The 22,705-nt window shown below is 67.7% G+C and carries 22 protein-coding genes and 1 tRNA gene; 6 read left to right on the top strand and 17 right to left on the bottom strand.

Annotated features, from left to right (window positions below):
- Position 1 precedes the first annotated feature (1 nt).
- From AC1Q87_RS19315 to AC1Q87_RS19300, 4 genes are all read right to left on the bottom strand, one after another.
- Complete coding sequence (locus AC1Q87_RS19315; protein ID WP_492610455.1) at positions 2–3,208, bottom strand: TonB-dependent receptor; 3,207 nt, start codon at positions 3,206–3,208, stop codon at positions 2–4.
- A 95-nt stretch (positions 3,209–3,303) separates the two neighbouring features.
- The gene (locus AC1Q87_RS19310; protein WP_492610454.1) at positions 3,304–4,308 is read right to left on the bottom strand and encodes a FecR family protein; all 1,005 of its coding nucleotides are present in this window, start codon (positions 4,306–4,308) and stop codon (positions 3,304–3,306) included.
- Positions 4,301–4,873: an RNA polymerase sigma factor gene (locus AC1Q87_RS19305; RefSeq protein WP_492610453.1), complete on the bottom strand. Its 573-nt coding sequence runs from the start codon at positions 4,871–4,873 to the stop codon at positions 4,301–4,303. The genes AC1Q87_RS19310 and AC1Q87_RS19305 overlap by 8 nt, the downstream gene beginning before the upstream one ends.
- 146 nt (positions 4,874–5,019) lie before the next feature.
- A tRNA-Ile gene (locus AC1Q87_RS19300) sits at positions 5,020–5,095 on the bottom strand.
- Positions 5,096–5,247: 152 nt separating this feature from the next.
- Between AC1Q87_RS19300 and AC1Q87_RS19295 the strand changes: the two genes are divergently transcribed.
- A complete protein-coding gene (locus AC1Q87_RS19295; RefSeq protein ID WP_492610452.1) occupies positions 5,248–5,988 on the top strand; it encodes an SIMPL domain-containing protein in 741 nt (246 codons plus the stop codon).
- Positions 5,989–6,018: 30 nt separating this feature from the next.
- On the opposite strand, the gene AC1Q87_RS19290 is transcribed toward AC1Q87_RS19295, so the two are convergent.
- The 3 genes from AC1Q87_RS19290 to AC1Q87_RS19280 all read right to left on the bottom strand — a co-directional run bounded on the left by AC1Q87_RS19290 (position 6,019) and on the right by AC1Q87_RS19280 (position 7,925).
- A complete protein-coding gene (locus AC1Q87_RS19290) occupies positions 6,019–6,477 on the bottom strand; it encodes a hypothetical protein (RefSeq protein WP_492610451.1) in 459 nt (152 codons plus the stop codon).
- Positions 6,477–6,833 carry an aspartate 1-decarboxylase gene (gene panD / locus AC1Q87_RS19285; protein WP_492610450.1) on the bottom strand — a complete coding sequence of 119 codons (357 nt, stop codon included), beginning with the start codon at positions 6,831–6,833 and terminating at the stop codon, positions 6,477–6,479. Before panD ends, AC1Q87_RS19290 begins: the two co-directional genes overlap by 1 nt.
- Before the next feature lie 198 nt (positions 6,834–7,031).
- On the bottom strand, positions 7,032–7,925 hold the full coding sequence (locus AC1Q87_RS19280; protein WP_492610449.1) for an alpha/beta hydrolase: 894 nt from the start codon (positions 7,923–7,925) through the stop codon (positions 7,032–7,034).
- A 101-nt stretch (positions 7,926–8,026) separates the two neighbouring features.
- On the opposite strand from AC1Q87_RS19280, the gene AC1Q87_RS19275 reads away from it, so the two are divergent.
- On the top strand, positions 8,027–8,572 hold the full coding sequence (locus AC1Q87_RS19275) for a YbhB/YbcL family Raf kinase inhibitor-like protein (RefSeq protein WP_492610448.1): 546 nt from the start codon (positions 8,027–8,029) through the stop codon (positions 8,570–8,572).
- A 98-nt stretch (positions 8,573–8,670) separates the two neighbouring features.
- Positions 8,671–9,927 (top strand): serine hydrolase domain-containing protein, encoded by a 1,257-nt coding sequence (locus AC1Q87_RS19270; RefSeq protein WP_492610447.1) that lies wholly within the window; start codon positions 8,671–8,673, stop codon positions 9,925–9,927.
- On the opposite strand, the gene AC1Q87_RS19265 is transcribed toward AC1Q87_RS19270, so the two are convergent.
- Positions 9,924–10,280: a hypothetical protein gene (locus AC1Q87_RS19265; RefSeq protein WP_492610446.1), complete on the bottom strand. Its 357-nt coding sequence runs from the start codon at positions 10,278–10,280 to the stop codon at positions 9,924–9,926. The genes AC1Q87_RS19270 and AC1Q87_RS19265 overlap by 4 nt on opposite strands.
- Positions 10,281–10,426: 146 nt before the next feature.
- Here AC1Q87_RS19265 and AC1Q87_RS19260 point away from each other — a divergent pair, with 146 nt between their 5' ends.
- Both AC1Q87_RS19260 and AC1Q87_RS19255 read left to right on the top strand, forming a co-directional pair.
- Complete coding sequence (locus AC1Q87_RS19260; protein ID WP_492610445.1) at positions 10,427–10,648, top strand: flagellar basal body rod C-terminal domain-containing protein; 222 nt, start codon at positions 10,427–10,429, stop codon at positions 10,646–10,648.
- Between the two features lie 37 nt (positions 10,649–10,685).
- Complete coding sequence (locus AC1Q87_RS19255; protein WP_492610444.1) at positions 10,686–11,306, top strand: TIGR02466 family protein; 621 nt, start codon at positions 10,686–10,688, stop codon at positions 11,304–11,306.
- Here the strand turns inward: AC1Q87_RS19255 and AC1Q87_RS19250 are convergent.
- The 5 genes from AC1Q87_RS19250 to AC1Q87_RS19230 all read right to left on the bottom strand — a co-directional run bounded on the left by AC1Q87_RS19250 (position 11,303) and on the right by AC1Q87_RS19230 (position 18,904).
- Positions 11,303–12,196: a hypothetical protein gene (locus AC1Q87_RS19250; protein WP_492610443.1), complete on the bottom strand. Its 894-nt coding sequence runs from the start codon at positions 12,194–12,196 to the stop codon at positions 11,303–11,305. The two genes, AC1Q87_RS19255 and AC1Q87_RS19250, sit on opposite strands and share 4 nt — an antisense overlap.
- A 51-nt stretch (positions 12,197–12,247) precedes the next feature.
- Positions 12,248–13,855, bottom strand: coding sequence for a M28 family metallopeptidase (locus AC1Q87_RS19245; protein WP_492610442.1), 1,608 nt, complete (start codon positions 13,853–13,855; stop codon positions 12,248–12,250).
- A gap of 70 nt (positions 13,856–13,925) precedes the next feature.
- Positions 13,926–15,869 (bottom strand): RNA polymerase sigma factor RpoD, encoded by a 1,944-nt coding sequence (gene rpoD / locus AC1Q87_RS19240; protein WP_492610441.1) that lies wholly within the window; start codon positions 15,867–15,869, stop codon positions 13,926–13,928.
- A gap of 78 nt (positions 15,870–15,947) precedes the next feature.
- A complete protein-coding gene (gene dnaG / locus AC1Q87_RS19235; protein ID WP_492610440.1) occupies positions 15,948–17,849 on the bottom strand; it encodes a DNA primase in 1,902 nt (633 codons plus the stop codon).
- A 41-nt stretch (positions 17,850–17,890) separates the two neighbouring features.
- Entirely contained in the window at positions 17,891–18,904 is a 1,014-nt protein-coding gene (locus tag AC1Q87_RS19230; RefSeq protein ID WP_492610439.1) for a sensor histidine kinase, read from the bottom strand.
- A gap of 180 nt (positions 18,905–19,084) precedes the next feature.
- Between AC1Q87_RS19230 and AC1Q87_RS19225 the strand changes: the two genes are divergently transcribed.
- Positions 19,085–20,020 (top strand): DUF808 domain-containing protein, encoded by a 936-nt coding sequence (locus AC1Q87_RS19225; RefSeq protein WP_492610438.1) that lies wholly within the window; start codon positions 19,085–19,087, stop codon positions 20,018–20,020.
- On the opposite strand, the gene AC1Q87_RS19220 is transcribed toward AC1Q87_RS19225, so the two are convergent.
- The 4 genes from AC1Q87_RS19220 to AC1Q87_RS19205 all read right to left on the bottom strand — a co-directional run bounded on the left by AC1Q87_RS19220 (position 20,014) and on the right by AC1Q87_RS19205 (position 22,610).
- Positions 20,014–20,886: a sigma-70 family RNA polymerase sigma factor gene (locus AC1Q87_RS19220; protein WP_492610437.1), complete on the bottom strand. Its 873-nt coding sequence runs from the start codon at positions 20,884–20,886 to the stop codon at positions 20,014–20,016. The two genes, AC1Q87_RS19225 and AC1Q87_RS19220, sit on opposite strands and share 7 nt — an antisense overlap.
- A gap of 11 nt (positions 20,887–20,897) precedes the next feature.
- Positions 20,898–21,449: a hypothetical protein gene (locus tag AC1Q87_RS19215; protein WP_492610436.1), complete on the bottom strand. Its 552-nt coding sequence runs from the start codon at positions 21,447–21,449 to the stop codon at positions 20,898–20,900.
- Complete coding sequence (locus tag AC1Q87_RS19210) at positions 21,449–21,841, bottom strand: hypothetical protein (RefSeq protein ID WP_492610435.1); 393 nt, start codon at positions 21,839–21,841, stop codon at positions 21,449–21,451. Before AC1Q87_RS19210 ends, AC1Q87_RS19215 begins: the two co-directional genes overlap by 1 nt.
- A 73-nt stretch (positions 21,842–21,914) precedes the next feature.
- Positions 21,915–22,610 (bottom strand): HAD family hydrolase, encoded by a 696-nt coding sequence (locus AC1Q87_RS19205; RefSeq protein WP_492610434.1) that lies wholly within the window; start codon positions 22,608–22,610, stop codon positions 21,915–21,917.
- Positions 22,611–22,705 lie beyond the last annotated feature (95 nt).

The following is a 22,705-nucleotide window of genomic DNA, read 5'->3' as shown; positions in this document are numbered from 1 at the left end:
ATCAGAAGTCCGCCTTCAGGGTGAGGAAGAAGTAGCGGCCGACCGCGTCCATGAAAGCGACGCCCTGGGCGTTGCCTTCAGTCTGGTTCGGGGCGGCATAGGTCCATTGAAGGACCGGATGGTCGATGCGGTTGTTGGTGAAGTTCCGCACGCCGAGCTGGAGGCTGTACTGGTCCGTCGGACTGAAGGTCACACTCAGGTTGTGGTTGAAGTACGCGGGAACTTCGGACCGCTCGCGCGTCTCGTCCGACTGGTCGTTGATGTTGAAGCGGCTGGCCGAGGTGTAGGTGGTGTTCAGGCCGAACCTGAACTTGCCGATCTCGTATCCGGCCGTCAGCGTGCCCTTGAACTTCGGATTGTTCCATTGCCCGGCGGCGTCGCTGGCCGTGCCGCCGATCTGCGCGATCGTCGTCTGTTCGAGCAACTGCGAGCCCATGAAGCTGAGGCGCAGGACGCCGTCGCCAACGGGGCGGCGGTAGTTCGCCGAGTAGTCGATCCCGCGCGAGCGGCGCGCGGCCAGGTTGGCGAACTGCGCCTCCACGAAGTCCACCTGGCCGGCGAGGTGCCCCGGACCGTCGGTCGCATGGCGATGGACAAACCGGCAATAGCCCATGTCCGGGCCGCCGCTGGCGTCCACGCAGTTGTTCATGATCGTGTTGTAGGCGATCGAGGTGACGACATTTTCGATGTCGATCGCCCAGTAGTCGACGGTGAGGTCGAAGCCGGGAAAGAAGCTCGGCTCCACGACCACCCCGAACGAATAGGTGTCTCCGGTTTCCGGCGTCAGGTTCGGATTGCCGCCCGTGAATATCCTCGGGGCGTTGAGGTTGGCGTCGGGCAGCGGCCCGCTCCACCCCGGGACCGTCGCGGCGCAGTTGGCCGCCCGATCACGGTCCTGGTTGATGAGCGCCGCTTCGCAAGGATCGGCGATGCTGCCGAGGTTCTGCACGCCGACGGGCGAGAAGAGCTCGCCGAAGTTGGGCACGCGCACGCTGTACGACTTGGCGCCGCGAACGGTCAGGCCGGGGATCGGGGACCAATTGAGCCCCACCTTCCAGGTGTCCGTCGCGGGGTTGTCGTTGTAGTGCGAGTAGCGATAGGCGCCCTCGACCGACAACTTGTGCGCAAGCGGCGCCTCGCTCAGCAGCGGAACGACCAACTCCGCATAGGCTTCCGAGACGTTGCGGGCAGCGTCCATCGGCGGATGCACCGAGTGGTCCATGCCGGGCGCCCAGATGATGTTGCTGAGCTTGGCCGCGTCGGGATCGTCGCGGGTGGAGAGCTTTTCCTGCCGCCACTCAAGGCCGGCCGCGACCAGAACATCGCCGGCCGGCAGGCTGAACAGGCTGCCGTCGACGCCGACGCCAGCGTTCAGCATCTGGTTCTTCGTCCGCTCGTGGCGGTCGTACATTGCGTAGTCGACCCACGCCTGACTGGGGGCGTCGGTGGTGTAGAAATTGAAGGGAACGCAGCCGCTGGCCCGCGCACCGGCGTCGGCGCAGACGACTTGCCCATCGAGGACGATGGCGTCCCGCCCATACAGCCATTCACGCTTGCCGAGCATGTTGGTGTAGCGGACCTGATCCTTCACCTGCCCGTAGCGGATGAAACCCTGCCAGTTCAGCCTCTCGGTCAGCGGCCCGCTTACCTCCGAGCCGAGCGTGAAGGCGGTGCGGTCGTGGATCTCTTCCTGGATTGGGAGGTTGGTGTACTGGCGGTTCAGCGGGATGGCGGTCAGCCCGTTGGCCAACATGAACTGACGGAGCGACTCCGGCAGAAAGGGGTCGGTCAGCCGGGCGACTTCCCCGGAGTGGCCCGCCCCGGTGGCGGGATTGACGCCCCACCAGTTGGTCGGCCGAAAGTCGTCGCGGTAGTGCGGCCAGGAGCTGCTGCCGCTGACCCAGCTCTTGGCCAGGCCGAAGGACGTGTTCCAGACGATATCCGGCGTCAGATCGTAGGATAGGTTGCCGTAGACCGAGGCCTTCTTGGACTCGTCGCGGATTGTGATGTTGGCCAGGGTGCCGAAGGCGGTGTCCGGGCCGCCGGCCTGGGTGCCCAGCTCGCCGGTGGTGATGACGCGATAGGAGTCGCGGGGGATCGCCACCACCTGGCCATTGATCAACTGGTACCAATCGCCGTTCCGCGTCGTGCCGCATCCCTGCAGGTTGAAGAGGCAGAAGGTGGAGTAGTTGGAGCGGTAGAACTGCTTGGTGTCGACGATGATGTTGTCGGGGATGCCGTCGTTGGGCCCGGTGTTGGCCGGGTTCACCTGATAGGCCCAGTTCTTCGGATAGCGATCCGTGGCCAGCACCGGCGAGGTGTAGATGAAGTTGCCGCCGATCACGACGCGGCCGCGATCCTCGGCGAACTTGAAGCCCGTGGCCGCCGAGAACTGGTGCTGGTCGGCGTCTCCTTCCTCGGAAATGCCGGACGTCAGCGAGGTCGAAACGCCGGTCATCTCCTTCTTCATAATGACGTTGACGGCCCCGGTGACGGCGTCCGCCCCGTAGATCGCCGCCGCGCCGCCGGTGACGACCTCGAAGCGATCGATCAACGCCGAAGGGATGGTGTTCAGGTCGACCGCCATCGTCCGCGCGCCGCCCGAGACCCAGCGGTGGCCGTCCACGACGACCAGCGAACGGTTCGCGCCCATGTTGCGCAGATTGATGTTGGCGACGCCCTTGTCGTACGCCTGACTGCGCGAACTCCATTCGCCCAGGCCTGGACCGACGGCCGGGATTTGCTTCAGCGCGTCATAGGCCGTGAAACGCCCGAAATCCTTGGCCGCGTCGAATGAGACGATGCTGACGGGCATCGACGAGTCGAGCTCGGGACGAGCGATGCGGCTGCCGGTGACGACGAGAGCTTCGACCTCGCCGCCTGCGTCGGACCGCCCGTCCGCGGCGCTCAACACCGCAATGCCGCCGTCGAAGCTGCGCACCGAGAGCCCGGTGCCCGACAGCAGCCGCTCCATGGCCTGACGCGTGTCGAGGCTGCCCTGGACCGCGTTCGTCCGACGCTGGTTCGTATCGGCGGCGGTCGCGATGACCCGAATTCCGGCCTGGCGGGCGAATTCCTGAATGCCGGTCGAGGCGGCCTGGGCCGGGACGTCAAAGTTGCGCGTCTGGGCCTGTGCGACGGCCGGCACGCAGAACACCGCCGCGACCGCCAAGGCCGAAGCAGTCGATTGGAAAGTTGTACGCAGCACCTAGAGAACCCCCGAAGATTGACGTCTTTCAATCTCTCGACAGGACGTCCCCCGAATTCGGATCGTCTTGAGCGCGTTAAATATTTTGCTCTGATTTATCTCAGTTTTATTACGATGACGCCGGCGCTGCGCTCGACTTCTCCGCCAGATACCGCCGCCGCCATTCTCGCGAACTCGTCGGGATCGTCCGCCTTGAACAGACCGACGATGCGGATGTCGCCGATCGCCGGGTCGGCCAGGACGATCTTGGTGGCGTTGACGCGGTTGAGACGGGCGACGGCCACCCGGATCGGCGTGTCGTCGAGCGCGATCTGCGCCGAGGCCGCCGGCCGCGACGGGCTTTTGCTGGCGGCCTTCTCCGGACGCGGGCGAGCCGGCGCCGGCGATGGCGGGTCGAGGGTCAGCGCCTCGCCGGCGCGCAGCAGGACCGCTCGTTCGCGCTGATCGCCAGGCCAGACCAGCACGCTGCCTTCCATGACCTTCACGGTCCCGCCCCGAGGCCCGACGCGCGCCACCGAGTAGACCGTTCCGGTCGCCTGCGCATAGACCTCGCCCGACCTCACGACGAACGGCCGGGCCTTATCCTTTGCGACCTGGAAGGTGGCGTCGCCGCTCAGCAAGGTGACCCGCCGGGCGTCCGCCGACAGGACGACGTCGATCCGCGCGTCGCCCAGCAAGGTCGCGACCGAGCCGTCATCCAGCTTGACGATGCGCCCGGCGGCCAGGGCGGGTTGGTCGGTGCGGGACACAACGTACGCGCCGCCCAGGACGAAGACCGCAAGGCAAGCGGCCAGCGCGGCCCCGAAGACCTTCCGTCCACCCGGCGAGATCGAAGGCCGGCGCCTGGCGCTCGAAGCCGGGATCTCGTTGATCGGGCCAAGCGTCGGCGACATCGCCGTGGAACCCGCAGCGACGACGGCGTCCTCCATGGCGAGAAACACGGCCCGCGCGCGCACATAGGCGCCGCGATGGCGCCGGTCCGCCGCGAGCCAGACGTCGAGGGCGGCGCGGACCTCGACCGTCATGTCGCCGTAAGCCGCCTCGACCGCCCATTGAGCGGCCTGATCGTCGATGCTGAGGGCCGGGACTGAGCTAGCCATGCGCTTGCACCTTCGTGCGGGCCTGCTCCGGATCCTCGCCCTCCGCTTCCTGCTCGGCCATCGTCTTCAGGACTTTCTGCAGGCCGCGCACCAACAGGTTTTTCACGTCGTTCTCGCTCACGCCCAGCCGCTCGGAGGTTTCCTTTCGCGACAGCCCTTCGATGCGCCGCAGCTCGATCACCCGGCGGCAGGTGTCCGACAGACCCGACAGCAGCGCGTTCACCCGATGGAGCTCTTCGCTCGCCTCCAGCACCCGATCCTGCAGGGGCTTACTATCGATGACGCCAAACCAGTCGTCTTGGGTCACTGAAACCAGATTATTTGCGCCGGCGCGGCGGGCCATGTCCGTGGCCGCGGTGTGGACGGTGCGGTGAAAATAGGCGGCGGGGTTGTCGATATGGTCGATGCGCGCCAGCCCCGCGATCCGGCAATAGGCCTCCTGGATGACGTCCTCCGCATCGACCGCGCCGCGCCAGCGCCGCGCGAGCCATTTGCGCATAGCGCCTTCATGAGGGACGATTTCCCGGGCGATCCAAGCCGTGATGATGTCCCGCTCGCCATTCATGGGATGCGACCGCCCGGTCTCCTGTGAATCGCCCGCCGCGGCAGACGCCGGCGGCTCGGGCTGCGCTCCTAAAGCGGCTCTGCGTGACAGTTTGATGATGCTGGCAGTCTGCGTGGCGGCGCGAGCAAGCGAGGCGCGAACATCGCTGGTGGGCCCGGTAGGACTCGAACCTACAACCAGACCGTTATGAGCGGTCGGCTCTAACCATTGAGCTACAGGCCCCTGCAGCGACGCAGGGCTGCGGGTTACCACGACCTGCACGCGCCTTAAAGCTGCCGTTCAGCTTGGCTTTGTCAGAACTGCAACCTCCACCGTCATCCGACGTTTGGAGACCTCGATCCCGCCCTACCCCCGGGGCGTTTGTGGAGATTTCGATGAAGACCTTCGTCCGCGCCGGCGCCATGGCCCTGCTGCTCGCCGCCGCCGCCGCGCCCGCCGCCTTCGCTCAAACCGCGCAACCCTCGGCAGGTTCGATGTTCCAGACGACCACGCTCAACCTCTCGGCGTACGGCGAGACCCGCGTCGCGCCCGACAAGGCGACCATCAACCTCGGCGTCGTGACCGAGGCCCCGACCGCCGCCGGCGCCCTGGGCGCCAACAACGAGAAGATGAACTCGGTGATCGCCGCCCTGCGCAAGGCCGGCATCGCCGAGAAGGACATCCAGACCTCGGGCCTGAACCTCAACGCCCAATACGACTACGTCCAGAACGAGCCGCCGAAGCTGCGCGGCTACCAAGCCTCGAACCAGGTGACGATCACCGTCAACGACCTGGCCAAGCTGGGCGGGGCCGTGGACGCCACGGTGAAGGCCGGCGCCAACCAGGTGAACGGCATCTCCTTCGGCCTGAAGGATCCGAGCGCGGCCGAGAACGCCGCCCGTCAGGAAGCGGTCAAGGCGCTGGCCGCCAAGGCAGACCTTTACGCCCGCGCGACCGGTCATCGCGTCAACCGGCTGGTCAACCTCAGCGAAGGCGGCAGCTACATGCCCTCGCCGCCCCCGGCTCCGATGATGGCCTACGCTCGCAAGGAAATGGCCGACGGCGGCGCGCCGATCGCCGCCGGCGAATTGAACGTCCGCGTGGACATCACCGGTCTCTACGAACTGTCGCGGTAAGCGAAACGGCCCTCCCCCTCGGGGGAGGGCCTATTTCGGGCCGAGCCCGGCGCGCGCGAAGGCGGCGGTCAGCTTGTCGGCGATGACGATGCCGGGCGGAGCCTCGTTGGCCTCCATCACCGCGGCGTAGGTCATGCCCGGACGCCCCTCGACCGGACCGCTGGCCCAGGCGACGATACGGCTGCCCTCGGGATTGCTGCGGCAGCTGGCGGTCTTGCGCTCGCCGGTCGCCGGCGTGGCCTTCAGCAGCTGATCCAGGGTCTGCACGCCCTGCCCTTCGCAGGACGGAAGCGAGCGCCCGCACACCACATGGGTGCCGTACTGATAGACGGTCTTGCCGTTCTCGGCGATCAGCACGCAGGTGCCGGGATCGCCGATGGCCCGGGAGACGGCCTCGTCGAGAACCGCCTTGTCCACGCCCTTGGGCGCAGTCGGCGAACAGCCGGCGAGGACCGCGGCGGACAGGCCCAGCGCGGCCAGGACGCGCATCAGGCGGCCTGCTTGATCTCGTTGCCGTCGTCGAGCAGCACGACGTTCGGCGAATAGTTGCGGGCCTCTTCGGCCGGCAGCATGCCGTAGGTGACCACGATCACCTTGTCGCCCTTCTGGACGAGGCGGGCGGCCGCGCCGTTGACGCCGATCACCTTGGATCCGCGCGGCGCTTCGATAGCGTAGGTGGTGAACCGCGCGCCGGTGGTGATGTTCAGGACGTCGACCTGCTCGTGGGGGAGGATGCCCGAGGCGTCCAGCAGATCGCGGTCGATCGCGATCGAGCCTTCGTACTCGAGATCGGCCTGAGTCACCGTGGCGCGGTGAAGCTTGGCCTTCATCAGGGTCACCAGCATGGGCGGTCCTTCTAACTGCGGCGCACAAACCTTCGGAAACGAAGGGCCGCCGGATATAGCGTCGATTGGGGAACACCACAATTGCGGCGGCGCAGCAAGGTTGACCTAACGGCAATATGTCGCGGCCGAACAACGGTCCACGAGTGCGATTTTTAGCCTTACTTCCTATAGCTTAGGCGCGATTCATCGCCCTTTGGATCAGGGCTTGCGACCAGTGACAAACGCGTGAGCTGCCGGGGCGTCAGCGACCTGTTCCATGAAGCCGGTGATGTCGCCGAGCACGCTCGCGCGATCGCGGAACGGGCGCGACATCGCAGCCATGATCTCGTTGTGACCGACGCCCGGATAGCTCCGGCTCTCGACCTGGGCGCCCGCCGCGCGAAGCGCCGTGTCCAGCGAGGCCGTCTCTCGCGGATCGACGATCGTGTCCGCCGCGCCGGTGACCAGCAGCATGGGCGGCGCGTCGGCCCGCGCCAGCCGCACGGGCTGGGTGGAGGCCGGATCGCCGCCGCCGAACACGTCGGCCATGTGCCCTTTCAGCGGCAGGAAGTCATAGGGCCCGGCGATGCCGACCACGCCGGCGATGCGGGCCGGATCGACCCCGGCGTGCTGCAGGTAGCTCGGCTCCAGTCCGAGCATCACCGCATTGTAGGCCCCGGCCGAATGGCCCAGCAGAACGATGCGTGAGGGATCGCCCCCATAGGCGGCGGCGTGATCGACCGCCCACCGCACGGCCTGAGCGCTGTCGTTCAGGAACGCCGGGAACCGGACCTGCGGGTAGAGCCGATAGTCCGGCAGCACCACGACATAGCCGCGCGCGGCCAGGGCCTGGGCGACCCAGCCATAGTCCCACTTGCGCCCCCGCTCCCAACCGCCGCCATAGAGAAACACCGCGACCGGCCGGGCCGCATCCATCCGCCGCGGGGCGTAGACGTCGAGGCTCTGGCGCCCGCCGGGGCCGTAGGGTTGGTCATGGGCGGTCAGGATCGCCGGGTCGCGCGGCGTGAAGGTCGCGAAAACCCCCAGCGGCGTACAGGCCGCGCAAGCTGCCGCCAGAGCGGCGAGCAAGGCCAGGCGAACCGAAGCGGACACGCGACGCGGGATCATGCGCTACCGGCTAGGGCCTTTTCCCGATCGCCGCAACCAAGCCGTTGGCCGCGCGCTTCCTTCCGGGGAGCGCAAGGAGCAATCCAATGTCCAGCCCTGCCCATTCCGGTGAAACCATCACCATCTTCAAGGTCGAGCCGCGCGACCAAGCCGGCCTCGTCGTGATGTCGCCGTCCCAGGCCCCGGACGGGCGCTTGGCCGACCGCCATTCGGCCTATCACGAGAACCTATCTCCCCCGATCACTTGGACCGAAGTCGAGGGCGCCGAGTGCTACGCCCTGATCGTCGAGGACCCCGATGCGCCGATGGAGAAGCCGTTCGTGCACTGGATGATCTGGAACATCCCGGCCGAGGCCGGCGGCTTGCCTGAGGGCGTACCCCAGGCTCAGTACATCGATCCCCCCCACCCGATCATCCAGGGCCGCAACGACGCTGGCGACTACGGCTGGTTCGGGCCGCGCCCTCCCGTGGGCCATGGCGTGCATCGCTACTACTTCCAGGTCTTCGCCCTGGACCAGCATCTGGAAGTCGGGCCGGACACGCCGCTGCATGAACTGCTCAACATCCTCAAGGGCCACACCGTGGCCCAGGGCGAGATGATGGCGACCTACGAGGCGCCACGCCGCCAATAGTTCGAATAAAAAGTATGTTGACGGGCTCCAGGTCATCCGGGGCATAGCTGGAAAAACGCCCTGGCATCCGACCTCGGCGGATCATCTGGCGAGGCGACATGGACGGCGATCTGGCTCTGGGCGGCTTTTCTTCCAATGGTCTGGCGGCGATCCCCGCCTCCCTGCAGCCGATCGTCGACGCCGGCGATCTCTCGGGCTTCGTGACCCTGCTCTGGCGCAAGGGCGAGGTCGCCCAAGTCAACACGCTCGGCTACCGCGACGTGGCCGGCCGGGCGCCGATGACCCGCGACACCCTGTTCCGCATCGCCTCGATGACCAAGCCGATCACCTCCATCGCCGTCCTGATGCTGATGGAAGAAGGCAAGCTCCGCCTGGACGACCCGATCACCAAGTGGATGCCGGAATTCAAGGACATGCGCGTCCTGAAGTCGCCGAACGGCCCCATCGACGACACGGTCCCGGCCGCGCGCGACATCACCGTCGACGACCTCATGACCCACCGCTCGGGGCTGGCCTACGCCTTCACCTCGATGGGACCGATCGCCCAGGCCCACGAAGACGCGTTGGGTTCGCCGCTTGGCGGCCACCTCAGCCCCGACGCGTGGCTGAAGGCGCTGGGTCAGCTGCCGCTGTCCTATCAGCCGGGCGATCGCTTCCACTACAGCCACGCCACCGACGTGCTCGGCTTCCTGGTCGGGCGGGTGTCCGGTCAGGGCTATCGCGAATTCATCATGGAGCGGATCCTGCAGCCGCTCGGCATGAACGACACCGACTTCTGGTGCCCGCCGGAAAAGCGCGACCGCATGGCCAAGCTCTACCGGATCAACCCGAAGACCGATGCGATGGAGGACATCTCCTTCCCGCACCTGCCGGGCCCGCCGGAGTTCTGCGCCGGCGGCGGCGGCCTGATCTCGACGGCCGACGACTATCTGCGCTTCGCCCGGATGATGCTGAACGGCGGCGAGTTGGACGGCGTGCGCTACGTCAAGCGCGAGACGCTTGAGGCGATGCGTGAGAACCGTCTGACGCCCGAGCAACGCCAGGTCCCGTTCATGGGCATTCCGTTCTGGATGGGCCAAGGCTTTGGCCTGGGCGTCTCGGTGATCACCGACCCGGAAAAGCAAGCCTGGATGGGCGCGGGCTCGGAGGGCTCGTTCGGCTGGCCGGGCGCGTTCGGCACCTGGTGGCAGGCCGACCCTGTCGAGGACATGGTGATGATCTACCTGATCCAGAACTCGATCCCGCTGGAGCCGGAAGCCGCTTCGCAGCTGGCCACCGGGCAGCGGATGGGCGGGCGCGCCGCCCTGCCCGTGTTCCAGAAGCTCACCTACGCCGCGCTCGGCAAGGCGCTCTAGAACGTGTTGCGGCCGGCCACGCACATCGGCCGGCCCTCATACGTGGCGCCGAGCAGGCTGCCGTTCTTGACGGCGGCCTTACGCGCCTTCTCGTAGGCGCGGTTCTCAGGCGGCGCCTTCACCCCGTCGGGGCAGATCCCGATATCGACCTGCGTGCCGGTGCGGCAGGTGCAGAAGTCCTCGCGCTTGTCGAGACGGCTGGCCGGCACCTTGCAGGACACCGGCAGGGTCTGGCCGTTCACGTCCAGGCAGATGATGGTCTGGGTCGGCGGGTTCTGCGACAGCGGCGCCTGGGCGGAGGCGGCGCCGGCGAAGGCAAGCGTCGCGGCGGCGATCAAGGCGGTGCGGATCATCGGACTAACCTCCAGTTCGACTTGACCATAACACGCGCCGAGTGCGGCGGGTTTCAGGCGATGCAGGGTGAGCGGCGTGTTCATCATGTCGCTGCGCGAAGGCTTAACCGCGCATCGGCGATGCTCGACGGTGGAAGGGGCTCCCGATGGATCCGATCGCCACCGCTCAGTACGGAATGCTCGCCGCCAGCCGTCGCTTCGACGCCTCGGCCAGCCGCACCGCCCGCATGGGCGTCGAAGGGGAAGCCGTCGACCTGCCGTCCGAGATCGTCGAGCAGATCACCGCCAAGACCGCCTTCGCCGCCAACGCCGCGGTCATCCGCAGCGCCCAGGAGATGACGGGCAAACTGCTGGACGTGCTCGCCTAGCTTTGACATCGGGGCTGCGGACCGTTAGCGCCGGGCCATGAGCCTGCGCCCTCTCTTCGTCACCCAGGTCTATGAAGCCAGCCTCGCCAAGGAGCGCGGCTTTGCGGACTTCAACGCCGAGCTGGAAGACGCCTGCCGGATGCTGGCCGACGAGGACATGGCCGGCCAGGCCTGGTGCCGCGAGCATGGCTATGGCGGCTACACCTCCTACGCCTCGCTCGACGACCTGCCGATGCGGGCCAGCATCTTCGAGGACCTCAAGCGCAAGCTCGACAAGCACGCCGCCGCCTACGCCAAGGCGCTGCATCTCGACCTCGGCCGCCGGCGGCTGAAGCTCGACAGCCTGTGGGTCAACATCCTGAAGCCCGGCGCGGCGCATTCGGGGCATATCCACCCGCACAGCGTGCTGTCGGGCACCGTCTATGTCGCGATCCCCAAGGGCGCGAGCGCGCTCAAGCTGGAAGACCCGCGGCTGCCGCTGATGATGGCCGCCCCGCCGCGCGAGGCGGACGCGCCCGAAGACGCCCGCAGCTTCGTGTACCTCCAGCCGGAGCCGGGGACGGTGCTGATGTGGGAAAGCTGGCTGCGCCACGAGGTGCCGGCCAACGCCGCGCGCAAGGAGCGGATCTCGGTCTCCTTCAACTACGCCTGGCGCTAGCGCCGGGCGCAGGCCCCCGGCTGCTCTTCCTTTTGGCGGTGAACGGCGTAGGTCTTGCCGTTGAAGCGCACGACCGGGAAGCAGAAGCCCGGCCCGCCCAGCACGATGTCCGGCCAGCCGCCGGCCCCCTTGGTCGGTAGGAAATCGGGAATTCCCTGCGACTGGAACAGCGTGCGCCAGCCGTTTCCGGCCCGCTCCATGATGTAGAACCCCTGGCCCGTATTGCCGTAGCAGAAGGTCCCCGTCTCGGTGATGACGATCTCCTGGCGGCCGTCGCCATTGAGGTCGCGGATGTCGCTGGGCTCGATCGCCGCCTCGCAGTTGCCCTCGCCGCCCAGCCAGCGGCCGCCCTGGGAGACGAAGCCCGCGGCGCGCATCGCGGCGGTGCGGTCGGCGGCGGTGACGCCGGTCGACGCCTCGGTCTTGGCGAACGAGGCCTGCGTGCAGGCGGCCGGGCGCTGATAGCCGTCGCCGGCATACTTCCAGATACGCGCGCAGTCGGCCGTGACGCGGACGTCCAGCCAGCCGTTCGTTCGTGATGTTTCGAACCCCAAGGCTCCACTATCTCTCGCGATAGCGCGCCAGCGGCCGTCCTTGCCCTTGGCGAGCAGCGTGAACCACAGCCCCTCGCCGCCGTAGCAGGAGGGGTTCTTGTCCACGGCGGCCGCCTCCAGTGTCCCGTCGCCGTTCAGGTCCATGAAGGCGAACTTCGGCTGGGAGACCGTGCCGCAGACGTTGATCGCGCCGCCGCTCCCGACCTTGAAGCCGCCGGCTTCGAACAGTTGCACGCCCTCGGCCTGGCTCATCTTCGGAGGCGGCGCGATCTGCTGCGCCTGCGCCCCTGCGGCCAATGTCAGCGCCGCCCCAAGCCCTAGGATCGTCCTGCGCATGTCGCCCACCTCATCCTGATGGGCCAAGCTTGCTCGCCTATCGGCGTTGTGTCACCGCCTGCCGAACAGCGTCCCGAAGAAGTCGCGGCGATTCCAGGCCGGTCGTGCGTCGGCGTCGGCCACTTCGCGGGCGATCTCGTAGTTGATCGCCGCGAACTTCGCGCCGGCCGCGTAGTCGATCGGCAGTGAAAGGTCGTCGCTGGGCTTGTGGTAGTGGTCCTTCAGGAACGAGGTGAAGGCTTCGCGGCCGCCATTCTCGAAACCGGTCATCAGGAACACCGACGGCACGCCCTGCTCGACGAACCGGAAGTGATCGCTGCGGGTGAACAGCCCCTCCTCCGGCAACGGATCCGGCGAGAGCTTCAGCCCCATCCGACCTGCCGCCCGCTGGACCGTCGGCCCGAGGCTCGAGCGTTCGGCGCCGAACGCCACGACGTCGACGAAGTCGTAGGTCAGGACCGGCATGTCGAGGTTGATGTTCGCCACGATCGGCGCCGACGTCGGCGGATGGCGCGCGAAGTAGTCGGCGCCGACCAGCCCCTTCTCCTCGGCGGTGTTCAGCAGGAACAGCAGGGTGCGGCGGGGCGGCTTGCCTTGCACGAAGGCGCGGGCGACCTCCAGGGTGGTGGCCACGCCGCCGGCGTTGTCGAGCGCGCCGTTGTTGATCGCGTCGCCCTTGATCGGCGGAGTGACGCCGATGTGGTCGAGATGGGCCGAGAGCACCACCACCTCGTCCTTCAGCTTGGGGTCAGAGCCCTCGATACGGCCGACGACGTTGGCGCTTTCGACGATCTTCGTCTCGGTGTTGATCGTCGCGTCCAGGCCATATGGCAGGGCGAACCGCGGCGGCGCGTCGGTCTCGGCCGCTCTCACCACGTCGTCGTAGGACTGCCGCGCCCCGACGAACAGCTTGGCGGCGCCCTTCACGCTCAGAACTCCGAGATCCGGCGTCGCGGCGGCCGGCGAGAAGGCTGCGCCATCGGGGGCGCGCCAGGCCATGGCCCAATTGCGCCACTGGCGCGCGCTGTTGGCGAAGGGACGGCGCGTCTCGTCCGAGGGCGCCATGATGGTGATGAACCCCACCGCGCCCTTCGCCTCGGCCGCCAAACGTTTGGTGCGGGAGCCGGCGTAGTAGGCGCGTTCCTCGGTCTGCAGTCCAGCTGGAGCGCCGCTGAGAGCGACGACGATCTTTCCCTTCACGTCGAGGCCCGCATAGTCGTCCTGCGTGGCCGTGCGAACTCCATAGCCGACGAACACCAGCGGCGCGGCGACATGGGTGCTCGCCGAGAGCAGATTGCGCCCTGGCAGATAGTCCTCGCCGAAATTCAGCGGCGCCGGCCCAGCTTTCGACGTCAGGACGAGCGCGCCCTCGTCCGACGGCCGGCCGGCGACCATCGACACGCGCTGGAAGTAGGTTCCGTCCGCCGCCCCGGGCTTCACGCCGATCTGCGCCAGTTGCGAGGCGACATAGGCCGCGGCGATGTCGAACCCGGCCGTGCCCGCCTCGCGGCCCTGTAACAGGTCATCGGCCAGGAAGCCGACGTGCGCCTTGATGCGCTCGGCCGAACGCGTGTCCGGCTGCGCCTCGGCGCCCGTCGACAGAGCAGCAACGGCCGCTGCGCAGGTGAGGACCCGCGCCAGATTCCTGGAAAGACTCATGAAAACGCCCCCGACCAACCTCCGCAGAGCTTAGTCGAGGGCGTCCAGGCGCTGCCAGCGCCGAATAGTTCTAGCTGTCGAGGAAGCTGCGCAGCTTCCGCGAACGCGACGGGTGCTTCAGCTTGCGAAGCGCCTTGGCCTCGATCTGACGGATCCGTTCGCGGGTGACGCTGAACTGCTGGCCGACCTCTTCGAGGGTGTGGTCGGTGTTCATGCCGATCCCGAAGCGCATGCGCAGGACGCGTTCCTCGCGCGGCGTCAGCGACGCCAGCACGCGGGTGGTGGTCTCGCGCAGGTTCGACTGGATCGCCGCGTCGATCGGCAGGATCGCGTTCTTGTCCTCGATGAAGTCGCCCAGGTGGCTGTCTTCCTCGTCCCCGATCGGGGTTTCGAGCGAGATCGGCTCCTTGGCGATCTTCAGGACCTTGCGGACCTTTTCCAGCGGCATGGCCAGCTTTTCGGCCAGCTCCTCCGGGGTCGGCTCGCGGCCGATCTCGTGCAGCATCTGGCGGCTGGTGCGGACGATCTTGTTGATCGTCTCGATCATGTGCACCGGGATCCGGATGGTCCGGGCCTGGTCGGCGATCGAGCGGGTGATCGCCTGACGGATCCACCAGGTCGCATAGGTCGAGAACTTGTAGCCGCGGCGGTATTCGAACTTATCGACCGCCTTCATCAGGCCGATGTTGCCTTCCTGGATCAGGTCCAGGAACTGCAGGCCGCGGTTGGTGTACTTCTTGGCGATCGAGATCACGAGGCGCAGGTTGGCCTCGACCATTTCCTTCTTGGCCTGACGCGCTTCGCGCTCGCCCTTCTGGACGGTCTGAACGATGCGGCGGTAGTCGTCGATCGGCACGCCGGTTTCGGTCGCCAGGGCGGCGACCTCGGCGCGGATGTCGCCGATCTGGCCGGCGTCGTTCTCGACGAACTTGGTCCAGCGAACGCCCAGCGGCTTCACCTGGTCGGTCCAGTTCGGCGACAGTTCCTGGCCGAAGTAGGCCTTGAGGAACTCAGAGCGCGAAATGCCGTAGCTGTCGGCCAGGCGCAGCAGGCGGCCTTCCAGGCCCATCAGACGCTTGTTGATCGCATAGAGCTGCTCGACGAGCGCCTCGATGCGGTTGTTGTTCAGCTTCAGCGTCTTCAGGTGCTGGACGATGGCCAACGAGGCGCTGGTGTAGGCCTTGCGGTCGGCGTCCGAGAGGTCTTCGCCCTTCAGGCGCTTGCCGACCAGCTTCTCCTGCAGGGCGCGGAACGAGTCGAACTCCGAAGCGATGGCGTCGAGGGTCGCCATGACCCCTTCGCGCAGTTCACCTTCCATCGCGCTGATGGTCGGACCCGCGCCGTCGTCGAAGTCGTCGTCGTCCTCGGCGCCCTCGGCCTTGGCCACGGCTTCGCCGTCTTCGGTGGTCTCTTCCTCTTCGGCCTCGGCAGCCTCGCCGCCGGCCAGTTCAGCCGCCGCCGCGTTCGCGCCGCCGTAGGTCTGCTCGAGGTCGATGACTTCGCGCAGCAGGATGCGACCGGAGCCGAGCTCCTCACGCCAGACCATGATGGCTTCGAAGGTCAGCGCGCTTTCGCACAGACCGCGGATCATGGTGTCGCGGCCGGCTTCGATGCGCTTGGCGATGGCGATTTCGCCTTCGCGCGAGAGCAGCTCCACCGAACCCATTTCGCGCAGGTACATGCGCACCGGGTCGTCGGTGCGGTCGTAGGCCGGCTCCTTGGCCGTCTCGACCACGGCGGTCTCTTCACGGACGGCGACTTCGCCGCCTTCGGCGTCTTCCTCGGCCTCGACGACGTTGACGCCCATCTCCGAAAGCATGGCGAGGGTGTCTTCGATGGCCTCGGAGGTGACTTCCTCAGAGGGCAAGACCTTGTTCAGCTCGTCCATGGTGACGTAGCCGCGGGCCTTGGCCTGCTTGATGAACTTCTTTACGCCGGCGTCGGTGAGGTCGAGCAGCGGACCATCACCGCCGGTCGTTTCAGTGGTTTCCGCTTCAGCCGTGTTCGTGCTCATCTAGGTCTCCGGATTTCGGCCGCGCCATGCAGGCGCCGGCCGAAGATGCTCCAATAGCGAACAGACGGTCGTACTCCCTTACGACCCTTCTCCCGCCCAAATCGTTCCCGTTCTGATCGCGCGTTTCAGCGTGTCGCGTTCGCCTTTCAGACGCTCGAGAGCTTCCATATCGGAACGACCGCTAAGGTTACCCTTGGCGGACGCAATAGCCTCGTCGAGCGCCACGAGCCGTGAAAGGCCCGCGAAAGCTTGCGACCACTGGGATCTAGCGACGTCGAGGGAGACATCCGGTTTCATGATGGGCGCGCCCGATTTCGCAGCGGCCCGGTCGATGTCTGTCAGCAGCGCATTAAACCCGCAAGACGCCAGATGGCGTGCGAGAGTCGCGGTGTCAAGATGATCAGCATCCAATCTGAATCCGATGATCTCGCCCGTCAGCTTCGCTAGAGCTTCGACACCGAAGCCTTTGGCGAGGAACGAGTTCTCCAGATGTTCGTCCAGAACGCTCGGATCGCCGATCGCATACTTGGCCAGCGCAGCGGCCACCGGGTCGATCGACACGGCCAGCCGGCGCGCCGCCTCGCGTCCCGCCTCGGTCGGCGCCGGGTCGATCCATTCGCGCCCGCCGCCGCGCCAAGCTCTTGAACCGCCTGCATTTCCACGTTGCGGACGGGCGCTTTGCTCGGGAGCCGCGCGCGCCCGCGGGCCGGTCGCATCGAAGCGCTCCATCAGCGCTTCGCGGTAGGCCTGCTGCAGGTCCTTGTCGGCGATCTGGCCGGCCGCGTTGCGCAGCCGGTTCTTGAAGCCGGCCCGCCGCTCGGGCGTATCCAGCGGCTCCAGGTCGTGCTCGCGGGTGAACAGCGCGTCGACGAAGGCCGTGGTCTGCGACAACTGGGCGCGGAGCGCGACCGCCCCTTGCTCGCGCAGCACCTCGTCCGGGTCCTTGCCGCCCTCGACGATCGCGAACTTGAAGCTCTTGCCGGGCTTGAGCAGCGGCAAGGCCCGGTCGATTGAGCGCGAGGCCGCCTGACGCCCCGCACGGTCGCCGTCGAACGACAGCGTCGGCTCGCCGTGCAGCCGCCAGAGCATCTCCATCTGCTCTTCGGTCAGCGCGGTGCCGAGCGGGGCGACGGCGGCGATCCCCGCCCGCTGACAGGCGATGGCGTCCATATAGCCTTCGACCACGACCAGGGACGGGTTCTCGCCGCTGGGCGCCGCCCCGAGGATCTTGCGGGCCTCACCGACCCCGTAGAGCGTGCGCCCCTTGTGGAAGAGCGGGCTTTCCGGACCGTTCAGGTACTTGGCCCTGGCCTGCGGATCCATCGCCCGGCCGCCGAACGACAGGATCCGGCCGCGATGGTCGGAAATCGGGAAGATGATCCGGTCGCGGAAGCGGTCGTAGGGCGCCCCGCCCTCCTCCGGCGCGATCAGCAGCCCGGCCTCGACCAGTTCGCCCGGCCGCGCGCCCTTGGTGACCAGGTAGTCCTTCAGCGCCGTGCGCCCGGGCGGTGAAAAGCCGAGACGGAATCGCGACCATTCGGACTCCGGCAGCCCACGGCGCTCCAGATAGGCGCGCGCCTCCTTGCCCTCGGGCCGGCGCAGGGCGCCTTCGAACCACTGGGCGGCGGCGTCCATCCAGTCCGACAGTCCCTGGCGCTGGCGCTCCTGCTCGGCCGAGCGGGCGTCGACCTCGGGCATTGTCAGGCCGGCCTCGGCGGCCAGCCGCTCGACCGCCTCCATGAAGGTCAGGCGCTCGGTTTCCTGCAGGAAGGTGATCAGGTCCCCGTTCTTGCCCGACGAGAAGTCGAAAAACTGCCCCTTCTCGTCGTTCACGTAGAACGACGGGGTCTTCTCCTTGTTGAACGGCGACAGGCCGACATACTCCCGCCCCTGCTTGCGCAGCTTCACCGTCCGCCCGATCACGTCGGAGGGCCGGAGGCGGGATTTGATCTCATCAAGGAAGTGTTCGTCGACGCGCACCACGTGGATGATACAGCGTCCGGAGCCGTGGCGTAGCCCCCTCAGCGATCCAGCAGGCCTGAGACCGGCGTCTCGATGTCGACCTCGACGCCTTCCGCCCCGTAGCGCCGCACCACCGAGCCTTCAGGCGACAGGCCCAGGTCGATCAGCCGGCTGCCGAAGCCCGCATGGGCCGGCGCCTGGACGGGCGGACCGCCGCACTCGCGCCAGCGCAGCCGGAACAATCCAGCCCGCACGCTCCACTCCAGATCGACCCGGCCCTTGGGGGTCGACAACGCGCCGTACTTGGCCGCGTTGGTGGCCAGTTCGTGCAGCAGCAGCGACAGGGCCATGGTGGTGCGCACGCCGATCTGGACGTCGCGCCCCTTGAGGTGGATCTGTCCCAGGCCGTCGAGCGGCGCCAGCGTCGCTTCCGCCACCCGGCGCAGAGGCACGACCTGCCAGTTCTGGCGGAACAGCACGTCGTGGGCGTTGCCGAGCGTGACGATACGATCGAGAAATTCCTCAACGACGCTGCGCTCGACCACCTCCTTCAGCGACTGGGCGGCCAACGCCTGGACCGTGGCCATGGTGTTCTTCAGCCTGTGGCTCATTTCCTGGGCCAGGGTGTCCATGTCCGCATGCGCCCGGACAGTGGCGGTCGTCTCGACCACCGTGTCGACGACGCCGCAGATGTCGCCGCTCGCCAGCCTCAGGGGGCTGTAGCAAAAGGTGAACCAGGCCTGCTCGGGCAGCTCCGATCGGTTCACGATCAAGGGGTAGTCCTTGATGAAAGTCGCTTCGCCCTCGAAAGCGCGATGCACGATAGGGCCGATCTGATCCCAGACCTCGGACCACACTTCGTCGAAGCGGCGTCCCAGCGCCTCGGGCTTATCGCCCAAGATCGGCAGGAACGCATCGTTGTAGATCGTCGTCAGCTCCTTGCCCCACATGATCGCGGCGGGGAAGTGCGACTCCAGAATGAAGTTGACCATGGTCTTCAGTTCAGGCGGCCAGTCGGCCGCCGCCCCGAGGGACGTCGCGGCCCAGTCGAACTCGCGCACCAATCGGATCATTCGACCCGTCCCGCCCACGAATGGCGCGGGAGCCGCTTCCTTCTTGGGCCGTTGCATCTGACCCCATTCCCATCCACAGGCAGTCCGGGTCGGATGAGCGAAGCGGCTGCACGCTCGCTTGGCTAGCTCGTACCGACCGGTGATATTTGGCTCAAGTCTTTCAATCAGCAGAGGTTCCCGATGGCTTCCGGACTTGTCGCGCTGCTCGACGATGTCGCGGGCATCGCCAAGATGGCGGCCGCCTCGCTGGACGACGTGGCGGGGGCGGCCGGCAAGGCGGGAACCAAGGCGGTCGGCGTGGTCGTCGACGACACCGCGGTGTCGCCGGGCTACGCGATGGGCTTCTCGCCCGAGCGCGAGCTGCCGATCGTCCTGCGCATCGCCATCGGCTCGCTGCGCAACAAGCTGCTGTTCCTGCTGCCCGGCGCCCTGCTGCTCAGCGCCTTCGCCCCTTGGGGGGTGACGCCGCTGCTGATGGCGGGCGGCGCCTACCTGTGCTTTGAGGCCACCGAGAAGATCATCGAAGCGATCCGCGGCGAGGACGAGGCCGACGAGCCTGAAGAGCTCGCGCTCAGCGCCACCGAGCTGGAGGACCAGAAAGTCAACGGCGCGATCCGCACCGACCTGATCCTCTCCGCCGAGATCATGGCCATCGCCCTGGCCGACGTCGCCGACCAGCCGATCTTCGTCCAGGCTGGCGCACTGCTGCTAGTGGGGATCGCGATCACCGCCGCCGTCTACGGCGTGGTCGGCCTGATCGTGAAGATGGACGACATCGGCCTGCACATGGCCAAACGTCCGGGGCGCTCCTCACAGGTCATCGGCCGCCTGCTGGTGAGGGGCATGCCCGCGGTGATGAGCTGGCTGACCGTGATCGGCACCGCCGCCATGCTGTGGGTCGGCGGCGGCATCATCGTCCATGGCCTGGAGCACTTCCACCTCACCCCGATCCCGGTCTGGGTCGAGGGCGCCTCGCACTGGGCCGGCCAGGTTCCGGCGATCGGGCCGGTCACCGGTTGGGTGACTTTCGCGGTCGGCTCGGCGGTCGTCGGCCTGTTGATCGGCGGGATCATCGCCGGGGTGCTGCACCTGCTGCCGCACCGCAAGGCTCACTGATCCAGCGACACCCGCCCCAACTTGTCGGGATTGCGGACCAGATAGATGGCGGCGAGCTTGCCGTCCTCGCCGGGCTGGAAGGCCACTGTCATCGGCCCGTCCTCGCGCTCCATGACGACGCCGGGATAGCCGTTGATCCGCACCGCGCGAAAGCTGATCGGCCAGAGCTGAGAGCCGCCCGTCCGCCAGGCGAGGCCCTCCAGCAGACGGATGATGTCCTCGCGCCCGATCATCGGCCGCAGCGCCGCGGTGCGCTTGCCGCCGCCGTCGGAGATCAGCACGGCGTCCTCAGCGAGCACCTCCGATAGCGCCTTCATGTCGCCCTGGGCGGCCGCGGCCATGAAGGCGGCTGCGAGCTTGGCCGCGTCCGCCTCGCTGACTGTGAAACGCGGCCGAGCGTCGCGCACGTGGGTTCGCGCCCGCGCGGCCAGCTGGCGCACCGCCGCCTCATTGCGCCCCAAGGTCTCCGCCACCGAGGCGTAGTCCTCGTCGAACACGTCATGCAGCAGGAACACCGCCCGCTCCAACGGCGAGAGCCGCTCCAGCGCCAGCAGGAAGGCGACCGAGACATCCTCGGCCCGCTCCACCGGATCGACGCTGAGTTCCTCGATCAGCGGCTCGGGCAGCCAGGGCCCGCGATAGGCCTCGCGCTGGGCCTTGGCCGAGCGCAGCCGGTCGATGCAGAGCCGGCTGGTCACCCGCACCAGCCAGCCGGCCGGATCGCGCACCTCCTCCTCGGTGCGCGTCCAGCGCAGCCAGGCGTCCTGGACCACGTCCTCGGCCTCGGCGACCGAGCCAAGCATCCGGTAGGCGAGCCGGATCAGGCGCGGGCGTTGGGCCTCGAAGATGTCGATGTCGGCGGCCATGGTCGCGAACCCTACGCCGCCAGCGAGGCGTGAGCCACCGGCGCGGCCTGGCCGTCCACGATGACCTTCGAGCAGGTCTTGCCGTAGCCCAGCGCGTACTTGAGCGTCGGGTACATGCGCGCGGTGGTCAGGGCCAGACTGACGGCGACCAGGCCCTTCTCGCCCCACCGGCCGACGATCGCCTCGCGCAGCGGGTCGGCGACGGCCATGTCCCGCTCCAGGCTGGCGCGGGCGAAGCGCCAAGCCAACGCGGCGGCCTCGCCCATCGCCGCCTCGTCGCCCGCCAGGACCGCGCGCAGGACCTCCGGCGCGACGCCCTCGGCCGCGGCCATGTCGGTGACGATCTGGGTGCAGGGCCCGCAGTCTTCGGCCAGGGTCCCGACGAGCTTGGCCGCGGCGATGGCCGCCGCGGGAGCGGCCTTGGCGTCGACCATCGAGCTGACTAGGCCAAAGCGCAGCAGGCCGCCCGGGCTGGCGGCCAGCACGCGGCGCATATAGCTGGCGTCGTAGCCCCAGCGGCGTTCCATCTTATCGATCTGGCGGGCTAGCAGGGCTTGCAGCATCAGGCGGCTCCGATCCTGGCGGGGCGGTTGACGAGCGCGATCGCAGCGGCGATCAGGGCGGGGGCGAAGACGCCGGGCAGGTCGCGGATCAGGTTGGCGAGCGGATCGGCCGAGCAGCTGGCGTCGAACACGTGGATCGCCGCATGCAGCACCAGGAAGCTCGCCCCGGCGACGAGCGCCGGCCAGCCCTCGACCGGGCGCGCGGCGAACCAGGCCAGGCCGCCGGCCACGACCAGATAGGTCGCCCCGATGTCGCGGACGAAGTGCGGATTGTAGGGACCGGTGGCGATCACGCCGGGCACGGCGTTGTACCACCAGAACGAGGCGAACAGCATGGCCAGGGCGTTCAGCCCCAGCAGCAAACACAGGGCGGCGGCGAGGATGCGCGACATCTGATTTCTCCGAACCATCGCCCCCTAGGACGGACCGGAGCCGCCGGCTGTGACATCGCCGGCGAAATAATCGCTACTTCAGCCCGTCGATCCAGGCCGGCAGGTCGCGGATGCTGGCCAGTTCGGCGAACCGCGCGTGACCATCCGGCGCATCGGCCATCTCGTGCGCCCAGATCAGCGGATAGGGCACATAGGCGCCATAGGCTCCCGCCTCGATCGCCGGCAGGATGTCCGAGCGCATCGAGTTGCCGCACATCACCGCCTGCTCTGCGCCCGTGCCGTGACGGGCGAAGACACGGCTGTAGGTCGAGGCGTCCTTCTCGCTGACGATCTCGACCGCCGCGAACAGGTCGCCGAGCCCCGAGGCGGCCAGCTTCTGCTCCTGATGCAGCAGGTCGCCCTTGGTGATCAGCACCAGACGGTAGCGCTTGGAAAGCTCCGCCAGGGTGTCGTCGACGCCGGGCAGCGGCTCGACCGGCTCGCTCAGCATCTCGCGGCCGACCGCCAGGATCTCGCGGATCACATGGCCGGGCGGCTCGCCGCCGGTCATCTCCATCGCCGTCTCGATCATCGACAGGGTGAAGCCCTTCACCCCGTAGCCGTAGAGCCGCAGATTGCGCTTCTCGACCTCGGCCAGGCGCTTCTCCAGCGTCTCCTTGTCGGCGACGCCGGACAGCAGTTCGCTGAACCGGTCGTGGGTGAGCCGGAAGATGGTCTCGTTGTGCCAGAGGGTGTCGTCGGCATCGAGGCCGACCGTCGTGATGCTCATGGCCGCCGAAATAGACGCTCATGCGCGAAAAGCGAACCCCGGCGCCCAAAGCTTGAGCTTAACGCGCGATCCCGTGCTCCCGGCGCCTCTGTTGG

This window comes from Phenylobacterium sp. GW823-FHT02A09, assembly GCF_058797775.1.
The sequence above is the reverse complement of the archived record's forward strand: the minus strand, read 5'-3'. Positions and strand labels throughout refer to the sequence as shown.